Genomic DNA, 13,512 nt, shown 5'->3' on the forward strand with positions numbered 1-13,512 from the left:
GCGCGGTGTCGGTCCGCTCCGGCCCGGGTGCGCCCGGGCCGGAGCGCCGGACCGGCACACGGGCCCCTGGGCACCGGCCGCCCGTGGGAGGCCCGTCGGCCGCAGGCCGTCCGTCGAGGGTGGTGGCGGGTGACCGGTGGGTGATGGCGGGTGACGGGCGGGCGGTGGAAGGCACCGGAGCACCAGCCCGGAAGGGACGGCTAGTAGCCGCGCCAGGCGCCCTGGTGGTAGGCGATGATGCGCGGGTGCATGAGCGTGGACGCCTCGACCTCCCCGTCCTCGCGGCGGTCCCGCGGGAAGACCTGGGCGGCCTCCAGCAGGGCCTCGTCCAGGAAGCGCAGCGGCGGCGCGTCCTCGGGGATGTCCAGTTCCGGGGCGCTCCGCACGGACGTCAGGTAGAAGCCCCAGTTCCCGAACGAGGGCACGTCCACGTTGTAGGGGGTGCCGAACAGGCCCGCCTCCTCCAGGGAGCGGCCCACGCTCCAGTAGGCGTCCGGGGCGAAGAACGGCGACCCGGCCTGCACCACCATCCGCCCGCCGTCGGCCAGGGAGTGGCGGGCCAGGGAGTAGAACTCCACCGAGTACAGCTTGGACGGGCCCACGTCCTGGCCGTCGGGCAGGTCGGCGACGATCACGTCGAAGTCGCCGCGGTTTTCGCGCAGCCACTGGAAGGCGTCGGCGTTGACCACCTCCACCCGCGGGTCCCGGAAGGAGTCCTCGTTGAGCTCGGTGATGACCGGCTCGCTGGAGGCCAGCTCGATCACCGCCGGGTCCAGGTCCACCAGGGTCACCGACTCCACGTCCTCGTAGGCGAGGATCTCGCGCAGCGCCAGCCCGTCGCCGCCGCCCAGCACCAGGACGTCCTCGTGCGGGCCGGCCATCGCCGGGTGGATCAGCGCCTCGTGGTAGCGGTATTCGTCCAGGGTGGAGAACTGCAGGTCGCCGTTGAGGAACAGCCGGACGTCCCGGCCGTCGATCGAGCGGGTGAGCACGATCTCCTGGTAGGCGGTGCGCTCGGCGTGCACGATCGGGTCCCGGTACATGGCCTGGCGCGCGTCCACCTCGAACCGGTCGGCGTACAGGTACGCCAGGCCCAGGAAGCCGAGGATGAAGGCCAGGCCCACCGCCAGCCCCGCGTACGCGCGGCGCGACAGCTCGGCGCGGAACAGCCACAGCACCACGGCCATGCCCACCACCGCGTTGAGCGCGCCCACCGCCAGCGCGCCCTTGGGCAGGCCCAGCAGCGGCAGCAGCAGGAACGGGAACGCCAGACCGCCGATGAGGCCGCCCACGTAGTCGGCGGCGAAGAGGTCGGCGACCGCCTCCGACGCGTCCTGCCTGCGGATGCGCTGGATGAGCGTCATCAGCAGGGGGATCTCCATGCCGATGAGCACGCCGATGGCGAACGCCAGGAACACCAGGGCGGGCTGGTAGGCGGAGAACCACGCGAACGCCCCGTACAGCAGCAGCACCGACAGGCCGCCCACCAGCGACAGCAGGCCCTCGATGACCGCGAACGACACGGCCGGGCTGCCCTGGAAGCGCTTGGACAGCAGCGACCCGATGCCCATGGCGAACACCATCACCGACAGGACCACGGAGGCCTGGGTGATGGTGTCGCCCAGCAGGTAGCTGCCGATGGCGACCAGGGCCAGCTCGTACACCAGGCCGCAGGCGGCGCACACGAACACCGCGGTCAGGACGAGGAACCGGGCCACCCGCGGCGGTACCGGAAGTCGGGGCCGCTGCGGGGCCGGTGACTCGATCACGATGGGGTGCTGCTTTCTCTACGGGCGGGGCCGGACGGGCCCCGCGAGGGGGCGCGCCGCCGTCAGGTCAGTGCGGCGGCGACGACCGCCGCGATCGCGAGGTGGGCGGAGGCGCTCACCCAGGTCGCGGGGTGCGGTTCGGGGTTGCTGATCATGTGGGCGATCTTGGCCGGGATGAGCAGGTCGATGAGCACGAAGGCCAGGGCCATCACGCCCAGGCCGATCAGCCCGTACACGGCGGTGGACAGCAGGCCGGCGCCCAGGCCGATCTCCGAGTCGCTGGAGAGGATGGCCGTGGTGACGATGACGGCCACGCCCAGGGTGTTGGCCGACACCAGGATGACCGCGTTGGGGTTGCGCTCCTCCCAGATGAGCTTGTGCAGCTTGCCCGGGGTGAGCAGGTCGATGAGCAGGTAGCCGACCGCGAGGACGACCACGCCGACCCCGGCGTAGGCGAGGGCCGCGAGGCTGTTGAAGAGGATCTCGTTCATTGTCCGGTCTCGTTAGGGGATGGGGGGTTCGGTTCTGGTCGGATGGGTCACTTGCCGAAGCCGCTGCCGCCGCCGCGGAAGCCGCTGCCCCCGCTGGAACCGCTGGAGCCGCCGCGGTAGCCGTCGTCGTACCTGCTGCTGGTCCCGCCGAAGAAGAAGAACCCGCCGCCCCCGGAGGTGCCGGAGGACGACTGCTCGCACTCGTCGTCGTCGTAGGCGGGGTCGGAGACGTAGTCGTCGTCGGGGCAGTAGGTGTTGTTGGAGCTGTTGTCGCAGGCCGCCAGCAGGATGAGCAGCAGCACGATACCGCCGATCACCACGAACAGCGTGACCACGGTCTTGTTGTTCTTCGCCGGCTCTGCGTGGCCGTGCTGGTGGGTCATCTGGTCTCTCCGCATGGGTGGGCGGACACGGTGGAGTGGGTGGTCACGAGTTCTCCGCTCTGGGGGTAGACGTGCCAGGTGCGCCAGTGGAGCGGGTTCCCGTCACCGTGTGCGCCACCGGGGTCCAGGTGCAGCGCGGTCACGGCCAACGGGTCGCCGGGGAAGGCGACGAGGAGGCCGCCGGGGTCGTCGGCGACCTCGCGGTGGAGGTCGTCGACCCGGCGGGCGAGTCCGGTGCGGGTGAGGTTCTCCACCCGCGAGTCGAACCGGTACCGGCCCGTCCCGTGGGAGCGCTCGGCACTGCCCGGCAGGGCGCCGTCCACTCCCGGCAGGCAGGCCACGGTCTCCACCAGGACGCCCGCCGCCGACGTGACGACGACCTGGTGGGAGGCGCCGAGCACGCGCAGCTCGACCCCGGCGCCGCCGACCCGCAGGGAGCGGACGGCGAGGGGGTCGATCAACGGGTGCCCGAGCGCCCAGACCAGGTCGTCGGCCCGGGTGTCGACGAAGGGTGCGCTGATGCCGACTCGCATGGGGTGGATCAGCTCCCCGGGTAGATGGTGAAGGTGCCCTCGGCGACCTTGGTGCCGGTGCTGACCTCCCAGGGGCCGTGGTCGAAGCGCTCGAAGGAGAGCAGGCTGCCGTCCGCGGCCTCGTAGTCGGCGTAGTCGAAGCCGCCCTCGGCCTTGAGGCCGGTGGTGCCCTCGGAGCGGTAGGAGCCGCTGCCCTTCTCCTCGAGGTGGTAGGTGGTGCCCTCGAGTTCGATCTTCTTGCCGTGGGGGGTCAGGTCGAGGTCGGGGCGCCCGGTCCACAGGGCCATCTCCAGGTCGGGGTCCTCCTCGGTGGAGAGCCAGCGCTTGCCGCCCTCGACCTCCAGGAAGTGCTCGGCCCAGACGTAGCCGCCCTGGGACAGGCGCAGGGTGCCGCGGATCCAGGTGCGTTCGGTGCCCCAGTCGATCATGTCGCCGGCCTTGAGGCTCCGGGGGTCGCCGGAGGTGCTGTCCCCGGTGTCGGCGAAGGGGTCCTTGGGGGTGGGCGGGGGCTGCGGGGGCGGGGTGCTGCTGCGCCGTGCGGCGCGCACGGCGAGGGCGATGGCGGCGACCGCCACCGCAAGGGCGGCGATCACCAGGAGCACGATTTCGATGGCCACTGTTCCTCTTTCGCGTGGGGGGAGCCTCGTCATCGACCCGACCCCGGGCCGGGCAATCCTACTGGCTGGTCAGACGCGTGCACCGGCCGGGAGGTTCCCGGCCGGATCCGGACACGCCGAAGAGGCCGCCCGTGTGCGCGGACGGCCTCCCGGAACACCTGATGGCCCGGCTAGCCGGCGGCGGGGTCCCCGGTCTCGACGGGCAGGGAGTCGTCGCCGCCCCACAGGCTCCAGGAGCCGGGGTAGAGGCGGGGGGCGGTGTAGCCCGCGTGCTCCAGGGCGAGCAGGTCGTGGCAGGCGGTGACCCCGGACCCGCAGTAGGCGGTGATGGTGACGGCGTCGTCGGCGCCCAGGGCGGCGAAGCGCTCGCGCAGCTCCTCCGGGGCGGCCAGCAGGCCGTCGGGGCCGAGGTTGCCGGTCCACTCGGCGCTGCGGGCGCCGGGGACGTGGCCGGGCCGGGCGTCCACCGGCGCGGGCTGCTCACCGGTGTAGCGGCCGTACGCGCGGGCGTCGATGACCAGCTGGCCGGGCTCGCCCGCCGCGGCCCGGACGGTGTCGGTGTGCACGACCCGGTCGGCGGGCCAGTGCTGGGGGGTGCGGTGCGCGGGCTCGGCGACGTGCTCCCCCTCCTCCAGCGGCCCCGTCCAGGTCCGCAGGCCGCCGTCGAGGAACGCGGCGGGGGTGCCCAGGACGCGGAGCATCCAGACCAGGCGGGCGGCGACGGATCCCCCGGCGTCGTCGTAGACGACCACCCGGGAGTGGTCGCCGATGCCCAGGCGTCCCAGGGTGCGGGCGAAGTCGGCGGCGGCGGGGAGCGGGTGCCGCCCGCCCTCGGGGCTCGCCGGGGCGGCCAGGTCGGCGTCCACGTCGGCGAACACCGCTCCGGGGAGGTGTCCGGCGAGGTAGGCGTCGCGGCCGGAGCGGCCGTCCAGGTACCACCGGGAGTCGACCACGACCACACGGTCGAGGTTCTCTTGGAGCCAGTCGGCCGAGACGGCCACCGGCAGGGGAAGGGGCTCTGACATGGGCCCAGGGTAGCGGTGGGGTCACGCCCGGGTCACGGCCCGGGCGGGGTCAGTCGCGGTCCAGGCGGTGCACGTGCAGGATCCACCACAGGCCCAGGGCGGGCAGGACCAGGGGGATGAAGAAGTAGCCGCTGCCGAACCCGGACCAGACGGTGTCGTCGGGGAAGACCCCGGGCAGGAGCAGGCTCGCCGCGCCCACGACCAGGACGCCGACCATCTCGACGCTGCACGAGACCAGGGCGACCCGGCGGGAGGTCCGCCCGGCGCGGGCCAGGCCGACGGCGGCGACGAGGTAGATCACCCCGGCGAGCACCGACAGCAGGTAGGCGACCGGGGCCTCGTCGAACCTGGTGGCCAGCTGGTAGGCGCCCCGCGCGGTGGCGGCGAGGGCGAACACGCCGTAGACGGCCACCAGCAGGCGGCCGGGGCCGGTGCGCAGGGTCTTCGCGGCGTCGGAGGCCGGGGCGGTGTCAGGCAACGGGGCTCCAGAGCTGTTCGAGGCGGACGAACAGGACGGGCAGGATCAGGCAGGCGAACGCGATGACGGCGGGGCCCCACTTGCTGCGCTCCATGAACCCCCACACGGCGCAGGCGGGCGGCAGCAGGACCACGGTGGCCAGGTAGGAGACGAACATCGCCGTCTCGGCGGGCCGCTCCCCGCCCACCATGGCGGCGACGGTGGCCACGGCCTGGCCGATCACCAGCAGCCACAGGACCCCCATGCCGACCAGGTGCGGGACGAGCATGGGCTGGTCGCGGAAGGTCGACACGAGGCACCACCCGGCCATCGCCAGGGAAGCCATCTGAATGGTCATGGTCAGCCACTCGACCACGGCGCCTCCTCCCGCCCCTCCCGTCCGCCCAGGTGGGCGGCGCGTTCTACGACACACGGTAGTACGACCGGCGGACCGCACGGCACGGCCCTCCCCCGAACCGCTTCCGGGTGGGAGCGGGTTCCGCTACGGTGCGGGCATGAGCGCAGTCCGCGATGACACCGCGATGAAGCCCTCGGGGATCTGCCGGGCGGGACGCCACCGTTGGCGGCACGACCCGCCGGGCGGCAGGCGCCGGATGTGCGTGCGCTGCCGGTCCATGTCGATGATCAACTACCCCTGCGGGACCGACTGCCTGGAGTGCCACCCCGAGGAGGAGTCCTAGATCCTCTTGGTGAGGGGCAGCAGCAGGGCGTCGCGGACCTTGTTCCACTCCACCGCGGCCAGGCCGCCGACGCCCATGTCCTCCACGACCGCGCCGATGGAGCGCAGGTCGTACTCGTCGCCGAGCTCGCGGTCCCCGTCACGCTGCTCGTGGACGAGCCCGGTGACGTAGCGGCGCAGCTCGTCGGAGCCGGCGGCGGCGGCCGCCCGGGCCGCCTCGTGCCAGCGGGCGTCGTGGGGGATCCAGGAGGCCACGACCTCGGTGGGGGTGGGGTGGTAGTCCGTGCGCATAGCCGCAAGTTACCAAGGCCGGGCGGCCCCATCAGGGCTTTCCGTGGCGAAGGCCACCGGCCCCCGCGCGAACCGTTCGAGTACCGGACACCATCCGATGCGACGGTGAGGGTAGGGTCACAGGGCGGCCCCCAGCCCCGCCGCCCGTGCGCGGGCGGTGCACCCTCCGCCACCGCGTGTGTTCCGTTCGAGGTACACGACGCATCCTTCCGCGGCGCACGCCGTCCCGCATCCGAGAACCGGAGCACTCACGATGTCCTACCCCAACGACCCGTCAGGTCCCCAGCCCCCGTACGGCGGTCAGCCCCCGGGCGGCCAGCCGCCCTACGGCCCTCCCGGCGGGCAGCCCCCGTACGGTCCCACCGGCGGCCAGCCGCCCTACGGGGACCACACCGGCGGTCAGCCGTCCTACGGCGCCCCGACCGGGGGCCAGCCCTCCTACGGGGACCCGTCCGGCGGCCAGCAGCCCTACGGCGGCCCCGGCGCGCCCTACGACCCCTACGGCTCGACGGGCGCCCCGCAGCAGAAGCAGGGCATGTCCACCGGCGCCAAGGTCGGCATCGGCGTGGGCGCGGGCTGCCTGGTCCTGGTCGTGATCGCGGTGGTGATCATCGTGGTCATCGCGATGTCCTCCTCCGGCGGCGACGACAGCGGCACCACGACCACCTCCCCCACGACGACGGAGACCACCGAGCCGGGCGGCGGCGAGGAGGGCGGCGGCGACGCCCCCGTCGAGGCCCCGGCCGAGGACGGTGTCACGCTGACGGCGACCAACGCCGGCACCGTGAGCGGCACCCTCGACCCCAACGAGACCTACACGGCTCTCGACGTGACGTTCGTGAACAACTCCAGCGAGCCGCTGTCGATCAACCCGCTGTACTTCACCTTCATCCTGGACGACGGCACCGAGGTCGTCGACTGGGAGCTCTTCGCCGACATCACCCAGCTGGAGGCCGCGGACCTGGCGCCGGGCGACCAGGTCAGCGGCCAGGTCGCGGTCGCGGGCGAGGTGACCGTGGTCGAGGTGAGCTACGACCCCTCCTTCGGCATGGAGGAGCCGATCGTGGTGCCCGTCCAGTAGGACGCGGCGCCCGCCCGGCAGGGGCGGGCGCGCACCACGGCGGCTTCGGGCCCCGGTCCGCGCGGCGCGCGGGGCGGGGCCCTCTACATGCCCAGGGCGGCCAGGGCGGTGACGGCGCCCAGCTCCCGGCAGGCGTCGCGGTCGGCCGCGGCCGGGGCCCCGGTGACGGAGACCGGCGGCCGGTGGCGGGCCCAGCCCATGCCCTTGGCGGCGCCCTCCACCGCGCGCACCGCTCCCGCGGTGTCGTCGTTGCCGTGCACGTACAGCGCGTAGGGCACGGAGCGGCCGGCCGACAGCGCCGGGTAGTAGACGAGGTCGAACCAGTACTTGAGGGCGCCCGACATGTACCCGATGTTGGCGGGCGTCCCCAGGACGACGGCGTCGGCCGACAGCGTGTCGGCGACCGAGGCCGCCAGCGCCGGCCGGGCGACGACCTCCACGCCCTCGATCTCGTCGTCGCGCGCCCCCTCCAGCACCGCGTCGAGCAGTTCCTGGGTGGCCGGGGAGACGGTGTGGTGAACGATGAGCAGTCGTGCCATGCCCTCACCCTAGGGGTGTCCGCCGGACGCCGGGGGTGTGGAGGGAAGTATGAAATCCTTCCCCGGAAAGCGTGGAAACATGGATTTTCCTCCAAATAGTTACACCCCGAAAAAGGGACATCGGCCACCATCGGGTGTTTTTGCGAAATCGCGCAACACGGAGGAATCCTGTTCGCAAGGATGTCGGATATTGACCCGCCATTCCCCTCTCTCTATGGTGCGATTCTCATAGCGCACCGCCCTGCCGGCACCCCGCGTGCCAGCAGGGCATACGCGGACGCACCGACCGTTCCGGGCCGACCGCGACGGCCACGGAGGAACGAGGGAACCATGCCGCAGATCGTCCGTTCCGCACTCGTCCAGACCGAGTGGACCGGCGACACCGATTCCATGCTCGCCGCCCACGAGAAATACGCGCGCGACGCCGCCGCCCAGGGGGCGCGCGTCATCGGCTTCCAGGAGGTGTTCAACGCCCCCTACTTCTGCCAGGTCCAGGAGGCCGAGCACTACCGGTGGGCCGAGAGCGTCCCCGACGGGCCCACCGTCACCCGCTTCCGGGAGCTGGCCCGGGAGCTGAACATGGTGATGGTGCTGCCCGTGTTCGAGGTCGAGAAGCCCGGGTTCTACTACAACACCGCCGCCGTCATCGACGCCGACGGCACCTACCTGGGCAAGTACCGCAAGCACCACATCCCGCAGGTCAAGGGGTTCTGGGAGAAGTACTACTTCCGCCCCGGCAACCTGGGCTGGCCGGTCTTCGACACCGCCGTCGGCCGCGTGGGCGTCTACATCTGCTACGACCGCCACTTCCCGGAGGGCTGGCGGGCGCTCGGGCTGGCCGGGGCGCAGCTGGTGTACAACCCGTCGGCGACCAGCCGGGGCCTGTCCGCGTACCTGTGGAAGCTGGAGCAGCCCGCCGCCGCGGTCGCCAACGAGTACTTCGTCGCCGCCATCAACCGGGTGGGCCGGGAGGAGTACGGCGACAACGACTTCTACGGCACCAGCTACTTCGTGGACCCGCGCGGGCGGTTCGTCGGCGAGGTCGCCTCCGACACCGCGCCCGAGCTGGTCGTGCGCGACCTCGACTTCGACCTGATCGACGAGGTCCGCACCCAGTGGGCCTTCTACCGCGACCGCCGCCCGGACGCCTACGGGCCCCTGGTCGAGGGTTAGGGGACGCCATGGGACGCACCCTCATCACCGGCGGCCTGGTCGTCACCGCCGCCGACGAACTGGAGGCCGACGTCCTCGTCGAGGACGGGACGGTGGCCGCCCTGGCGCTGCGCGGCGGCGACACCGCCCGCTCCTGGGCGGAGAGCGGCGCCGAGGTCGTCGACGCCGCCGGGCACTACGTCATCCCGGGCGGGGTGGACGCGCACACCCACATGGAGCTGCCGTTCGGCGGCACCTTCGCCTCCGACACCTTCGAGACCGGGACCCGGGCGGCCGCCTGGGGCGGCACCACGACCATCATCGACTTCGCGGTGCAGAGCCCGGGCCGGCCGGTGCGTGCCGGGGTGGACGCCTGGATGGCCAAGGCCGAGGGCAACTGCGCGATCGACTACGGGTTCCACGCGATCCTGTCCGACGTCAACGAGTCGTCGCTGAAGGAGATGGACGCCCTCGTGGACGAGGGCATCACCTCGTTCAAGATGTTCATGGCCTACCCGGGCGTGTTCTACAGCGACGACGGGCAGATCCTGCGGGCCATGCAGCGCGGCGCCGCCAACGGCGCGCTGACCATGATGCACGCCGAGAACGGCATCGCCATCGACGTGCTCGTCGAGCAGGCGCTGGCGGCCGGCCGGACCGACCCCCGCTACCACGGCGAGGTCCGCAAGGCCCTGCTGGAGTCCGAGGCCACCCACCGCGCCATCCAGCTGGCCCGGGTGGCCGGGGCCCCGCTGTACGTGGTGCACGTGTCGGCGGGCGAGGCGGTCCAGGAGCTGGCCCGCGCGCGCGACATGGGGCTCAACGTGTTCGGCGAGACCTGTCCTCAGTACCTGTTCCTGTCCGCGGACGACCTGGCCCGGCCCGGCTTCGAGGGCGCCAAGTACGTGTGCTCGACCCCGCTGCGGCCCGAGGAGCACCAGGAGCTGCTGTGGCGGGCGCTGCGGACCAACGACCTGTCCGTGGTCTCCACCGACCACTGCCCGTTCTGCTTCACCGGGCAGAAGGAGCTGGGCCGGGGCGACTTCTCCAAGATCCCCAACGGCCTGCCCGGGGTGGAGAACCGGATGGACCTGCTGCACCAGGCGGTCCTGGACGGCCACATCGACCGCCGCCGGTGGATCGAGCTGGCCTGCGCCACCCCGGCGCGCATGTTCGGGCTCTACCCGCGCAAGGGCACCATCGCCCCGGGCGCCGACGCCGACATCGTGGTCTACGACCCGAACGCCGAGCACGTCATCTCCGCGCGAACCCACCACATGAACGTGGACTACTCCGCGTACGAGGGCAGGCGGGTGACGGGCCGGGCCCGCACCGTGATCTCCCGCGGCCGGGTCGTCGTGGACGGCGGCGAGTACCTCGGCGCGGCCGGGCACGGCCGCTACCTGTCCCGCGGCACCTGCCGGTACCTGATCTGAGATCTGAGAGGAGAGCACATGGACATCGGACTCGTCCTCCAGACCGACCCGCCCGCCGACCTGCTGGTGGACCGGATGGCGCGGGCCGACCGGCTCGGCTTCACCCACGGGTGGACGTTCGACTCGGTGGTGCTGTGGCAGGAGCCGTTCGTCATCTACAGCCGCGTCCTGGAGCGCACCGAGAACCTCGTGGTGGGTCCGATGGTGACCAACCCGGGCACCCGCACCTGGGAGGTCACGGCCTCCCTGTTCGCGACCCTGAACGACATGTTCGGCAACCGGACGGTGTGCGGGATCGGCCGCGGCGACTCCGCGATGCGGGTGGCCGGGCGCAGCCCCGCCACCCTGGCCCGCCTCTCCAGGGCCATGACCGCGATCAAGGACCTGGCCGAGGGCCGGGAGGCGGACGTGGACGGGGCGTCCTTCCGCCTCCCGTGGGTGCGCGACGGGTCGCTGCCGGTCTGGATGGGCGCCTACGGCCCCAAGGCCCTGGAGCTGGTGGGGCGGCAGGCCGACGGGTTCATCCTCCAGCTGGCCGACCCGTACCTGACGGAGTGGATGGTCAAGGCCGTGCGGGCGGCCGCGGCCGACGCGGGCCGCGACCCCGCGGAGATCACGGTGTGCGTGGCCGCACCGGCCTACGTCACCGACGGGTCGGCGCAGGGCCTGGCGCACGCGCGCGAGCAGTGCCGCTGGTTCGGCGGAATGGTGGGCAACCACGTCGCCGACCTGGTGGCGCGGTACGGGCACACGGGGGCGGTCCCCCAGGAGCTGACCGACTACATCGAGGCCCGGCAGGGCTACGACTACAGCCACCACGGCCGGGCGGACAACCCCGACACCGCGTTCGTCCCCGACAGCGTGGTGGACCGGTTCTGCCTGCTGGGCCCTGTGAAGGAGCACGTGGCCAAGCTGGAGCGGCTGCGCGCGGTGGGCGTGGACCAGTTCGCGGTCTACGCGATGCACGACGACGTGGACGGGGTCATCGACGCCTACGGGCGCGACGTGGTCCCCGCCGTGTCCGGGATCTGACCCGGCCGGAACACGGAAGTCACACGGGGCGCGCACACTGCCGGGACGGGTGCGGCGGCGGCCACCACCGGCCGCCGCCGCACCCGCGGTGACGTGCGAGGATGTTCGACGGCCCGAAACGGGTCCGCGACCCCCGCACGCCCCGCCGCGCCCACTCCCCGATCCCCCGTACCACCGAAGAATCAGGTGCCCCGTGACCCAAGCCCCACCCTCCCCGGAACCGAGAGCCGTCACCCACCCCGACGGCCGCGTCTCCCTGGCCGAGGGCGTGTCCATGCCCGAGAGCCCCTACGTCAACGAGGACCTCCAGCCGGTGCCGATGTCCCGGCGCACCTGGGGCACCGGCAGCTTCACCGCCCTGTGGGTGAGCATGTCGGTGAGCATCCCCGCCTGGACCCTGGCCAGCGGCCTGATCGCCGCGGGCATGGACTGGCGCCAGGCGATCCTGTGCGTGGTCCTGGGCAACGTCATCGTGCTGCTGCCGATGGTGCTGACCGGCCACGCGGGCGCCAAGTACGGCATCCCCTTCCCGGTGTTCGCCCGCGCCTCCTTCGGCCTGCGCGGCGCCAACCTCCCGGCGCTGCTGCGCGGCGCCGTCGCCTGCGGCTGGTTCGGCATCCAGACCTGGGTGGGCGGCCAGGGCGTGCACGTGCTCGCCGGGCGGCTGTTCGGCGAGGGCTGGCTGGACGCCGCCGCGATCGGCGGCAACCCGTGGACCCTGTGGCTGTCCTTCGCCGTCTTCTGGGTGGCCCAGGTGGCCATCGTCCTGTGGGGCATGGAGGGCGTCCGCAGGGTGCAGGTGTGGGCGGCCCCGCTGATGATCGTCGGCGGTGTGGCCCTGCTGGTGTGGATGGCCGCGGAGGCCGGCGGCCCGGGCGTCATGCTCGCGGGCGACCCGGACGGTCTGGACTGGGGGCCGTCGTTCTGGGCCCTGTTCTTCCCCTCGCTCATGGGCGTCATCGGCTACTGGGCGACGCTGACCCTGAACATCAGCGACTTCACCCGGTTCTCCGACTCCCAGCGCGCGCAGGTGCTGGGCCAGTCGCTGGGCCTGCCCACCACGATGACGCTGTTCTCGCTGCTGGCCGTCATGGTGACGGCGGGCACCGCCGCCGTGTACGGCGAGCCGCTGTGGAACCCGATCGACATCGTGGCGCAGATGGGCAGCGGCCTGGGCCTGCTGTTCGCGATCTTCATCGTGCTGCTGGCGACGGTGTCCACCAACATCGCCGCGAACCTGGTGGGCCCGGCCTACGACCTGGCCAACCTCGCGCCGCGCCTGATCGGTTTCCGCACCGGGGCGATCATCACCTGCTTCCTGGGCGTGCTCATCTTCCCGTGGAAGCTGCTGGAGAACGAGAGCGTCTACATCTTCACCTGGCTGGGCACCGTCGGCGGCGTCCTGGGCACGGTGGCGGGCATCCTGCTGGCCGACTACTGGCTGGTGCACCGGACCCGGCTGGACCTGCCCGGCCTGTACCGGCGCGGGTCGCGGTACTGGTACGGCGGCGGCTGGAACTGGCGGGCGCTGGCCGCGTTCGGCGTCGGCACCCTGCTGGCCGTGGGCGGCTCCCACTCGGGCGTGGACGCGGAGACCGGCGCCAGGCTCGGCCCGTTCCCGGAGGACGGGCTGATCCCGCTGCTGTCCCCGCTGGCCGACTACGGCTGGGTGGTCGGGCTGGTGGCGTCCTTCCTCCTGTACTGGGTGTTGAACCTCGTGGCGCCGGTCCGCGCCGGGGACGGCGGTGAGGCCACGGTCACGGCCGCCGACGGCGACGACCGGCCGGAGCAGGGCGAACCGGAGAAGCCGGGCGCCTGACCCGCCCGGCACCGCCCCGATCCGCTCCCACGGGGGCCGCACCGCACGGTGCGGCCCCCGCGCCGTTCCGGGCCGCCGGGTCCGGTGTCATCGTGACGCGGAGCATGCGTTATCCGGTCGTGACCAGTGCCCGGGCGCGGGTACCGTCGAGAACCAGAATGTCCTCTCCGGCATCCGACCAGGTCAA

At 72.6% G+C, this 13,512-nt stretch carries 16 protein-coding genes; 6 read left to right on the forward strand and 10 right to left on the reverse strand.

Annotated features, from left to right (window positions below; genetic code table 11):
* Positions 1–200 precede the first annotated feature (200 nt).
* From ABZ249_RS15335 to ABZ249_RS15370, 8 genes are all read right to left on the reverse strand, one after another.
* Positions 201–1,769: a polyamine aminopropyltransferase gene (locus tag ABZ249_RS15335; protein WP_355262613.1), complete on the reverse strand. Its 1,569-nt coding sequence runs from the start codon at positions 1,767–1,769 to the stop codon at positions 201–203.
* A gap of 62 nt (positions 1,770–1,831) precedes the next feature.
* Positions 1,832–2,260 (reverse strand): DUF350 domain-containing protein, encoded by a 429-nt coding sequence (locus ABZ249_RS15340; protein ID WP_355262616.1) that lies wholly within the window; start codon positions 2,258–2,260, stop codon positions 1,832–1,834.
* A gap of 47 nt (positions 2,261–2,307) precedes the next feature.
* A complete protein-coding gene (locus tag ABZ249_RS15345; RefSeq protein ID WP_220563341.1) occupies positions 2,308–2,643 on the reverse strand; it encodes a hypothetical protein in 336 nt (111 codons plus the stop codon).
* Complete coding sequence (locus ABZ249_RS15350) at positions 2,640–3,176, reverse strand: DUF2617 family protein (RefSeq protein WP_355262619.1); 537 nt, start codon at positions 3,174–3,176, stop codon at positions 2,640–2,642. The genes ABZ249_RS15345 and ABZ249_RS15350 overlap by 4 nt, the downstream gene beginning before the upstream one ends.
* An 8-nt stretch (positions 3,177–3,184) precedes the next feature.
* Positions 3,185–3,793 carry a DUF4178 domain-containing protein gene (locus tag ABZ249_RS15355; RefSeq protein ID WP_355262622.1) on the reverse strand — a complete coding sequence of 203 codons (609 nt, stop codon included), beginning with the start codon at positions 3,791–3,793 and terminating at the stop codon, positions 3,185–3,187.
* 170 nt (positions 3,794–3,963) lie between these two features.
* The gene (locus ABZ249_RS15360) at positions 3,964–4,818 is read right to left on the reverse strand and encodes a sulfurtransferase (protein ID WP_355262624.1); all 855 of its coding nucleotides are present in this window, start codon (positions 4,816–4,818) and stop codon (positions 3,964–3,966) included.
* A gap of 49 nt (positions 4,819–4,867) precedes the next feature.
* Positions 4,868–5,296: a hypothetical protein gene (locus tag ABZ249_RS15365; RefSeq protein WP_220563345.1), complete on the reverse strand. Its 429-nt coding sequence runs from the start codon at positions 5,294–5,296 to the stop codon at positions 4,868–4,870.
* Positions 5,289–5,651 (reverse strand): hypothetical protein, encoded by a 363-nt coding sequence (locus ABZ249_RS15370; protein WP_220563346.1) that lies wholly within the window; start codon positions 5,649–5,651, stop codon positions 5,289–5,291. The genes ABZ249_RS15365 and ABZ249_RS15370 overlap by 8 nt, the downstream gene beginning before the upstream one ends.
* 139 nt (positions 5,652–5,790) lie before the next feature.
* Here ABZ249_RS15370 and ABZ249_RS15375 point away from each other — a divergent pair, with 139 nt between their 5' ends.
* Positions 5,791–5,976 (forward strand): hypothetical protein, encoded by a 186-nt coding sequence (locus ABZ249_RS15375; RefSeq protein ID WP_355262628.1) that lies wholly within the window; start codon positions 5,791–5,793, stop codon positions 5,974–5,976.
* Here the strand turns inward: ABZ249_RS15375 and ABZ249_RS15380 are convergent.
* Positions 5,973–6,266 carry a hypothetical protein gene (locus ABZ249_RS15380; RefSeq protein ID WP_355262631.1) on the reverse strand — a complete coding sequence of 98 codons (294 nt, stop codon included), beginning with the start codon at positions 6,264–6,266 and terminating at the stop codon, positions 5,973–5,975. The two genes, ABZ249_RS15375 and ABZ249_RS15380, sit on opposite strands and share 4 nt — an antisense overlap.
* Before the next feature lie 253 nt (positions 6,267–6,519).
* Here ABZ249_RS15380 and ABZ249_RS15385 point away from each other — a divergent pair, with 253 nt between their 5' ends.
* On the forward strand, positions 6,520–7,347 hold the full coding sequence (locus ABZ249_RS15385; RefSeq protein ID WP_355262634.1) for a DUF4352 domain-containing protein: 828 nt from the start codon (positions 6,520–6,522) through the stop codon (positions 7,345–7,347).
* 83 nt (positions 7,348–7,430) lie between these two features.
* On the opposite strand, the gene ABZ249_RS15390 is transcribed toward ABZ249_RS15385, so the two are convergent.
* Positions 7,431–7,886, reverse strand: coding sequence for a flavodoxin (locus ABZ249_RS15390; protein WP_220563350.1), 456 nt, complete (start codon positions 7,884–7,886; stop codon positions 7,431–7,433).
* A 330-nt stretch (positions 7,887–8,216) separates the two neighbouring features.
* Between ABZ249_RS15390 and ABZ249_RS15395 the strand changes: the two genes are divergently transcribed.
* The 4 genes from ABZ249_RS15395 to ABZ249_RS15410 all read left to right on the forward strand — a co-directional run bounded on the left by ABZ249_RS15395 (position 8,217) and on the right by ABZ249_RS15410 (position 13,325).
* Entirely contained in the window at positions 8,217–9,059 is an 843-nt protein-coding gene (locus ABZ249_RS15395) for a nitrilase-related carbon-nitrogen hydrolase (protein WP_355262637.1), read from the forward strand.
* An 8-nt stretch (positions 9,060–9,067) separates the two neighbouring features.
* Positions 9,068–10,474, forward strand: a complete 1,407-nt coding sequence (gene hydA / locus ABZ249_RS15400; RefSeq protein WP_355262640.1) for a dihydropyrimidinase — start codon at positions 9,068–9,070, stop codon at positions 10,472–10,474.
* Positions 10,475–10,492: 18 nt separating this feature from the next.
* Positions 10,493–11,506, forward strand: coding sequence for a TIGR03842 family LLM class F420-dependent oxidoreductase (locus ABZ249_RS15405; protein ID WP_355262643.1), 1,014 nt, complete (start codon positions 10,493–10,495; stop codon positions 11,504–11,506).
* A gap of 193 nt (positions 11,507–11,699) precedes the next feature.
* A complete protein-coding gene (locus tag ABZ249_RS15410; protein WP_355262646.1) occupies positions 11,700–13,325 on the forward strand; it encodes an NCS1 family nucleobase:cation symporter-1 in 1,626 nt (541 codons plus the stop codon).
* Positions 13,326–13,512 lie beyond the last annotated feature (187 nt).

This window comes from Nocardiopsis sp. NPDC006139 (genome assembly GCF_040614155.1).
GTDB lineage: Bacteria > Actinomycetota > Actinomycetes > Streptosporangiales > Streptosporangiaceae > Nocardiopsis > Nocardiopsis changdeensis.

Coding starts and splice junctions, on each gene's coding strand:
- ABZ249_RS15380 (WP_355262631.1), bottom strand. CDS start 6,266: ATGCGCACGGACTACCACCCCACCCCCACCGAGGTCGTGGCCTCCTGG.
- ABZ249_RS15360 (WP_355262624.1), bottom strand. CDS start 4,818: ATGTCAGAGCCCCTTCCCCTGCCGGTGGCCGTCTCGGCCGACTGGCTC.
- ABZ249_RS15390 (WP_220563350.1), bottom strand. CDS start 7,886: ATGGCACGACTGCTCATCGTTCACCACACCGTCTCCCCGGCCACCCAG.
- ABZ249_RS15350 (WP_355262619.1), bottom strand. CDS start 3,176: ATGCGAGTCGGCATCAGCGCACCCTTCGTCGACACCCGGGCCGACGAC.
- ABZ249_RS15375 (WP_355262628.1), top strand. CDS start 5,791: ATGAGCGCAGTCCGCGATGACACCGCGATGAAGCCCTCGGGGATCTGC.
- ABZ249_RS15405 (WP_355262643.1), top strand. CDS start 10,493: ATGGACATCGGACTCGTCCTCCAGACCGACCCGCCCGCCGACCTGCTG.
- ABZ249_RS15340 (WP_355262616.1), bottom strand. CDS start 2,260: ATGAACGAGATCCTCTTCAACAGCCTCGCGGCCCTCGCCTACGCCGGG.
- ABZ249_RS15385 (WP_355262634.1), top strand. CDS start 6,520: ATGTCCTACCCCAACGACCCGTCAGGTCCCCAGCCCCCGTACGGCGGT.
- ABZ249_RS15395 (WP_355262637.1), top strand. CDS start 8,217: ATGCCGCAGATCGTCCGTTCCGCACTCGTCCAGACCGAGTGGACCGGC.
- hydA (WP_355262640.1), top strand. CDS start 9,068: ATGGGACGCACCCTCATCACCGGCGGCCTGGTCGTCACCGCCGCCGAC.
- ABZ249_RS15345 (WP_220563341.1), bottom strand. CDS start 2,643: ATGACCCACCAGCACGGCCACGCAGAGCCGGCGAAGAACAACAAGACC.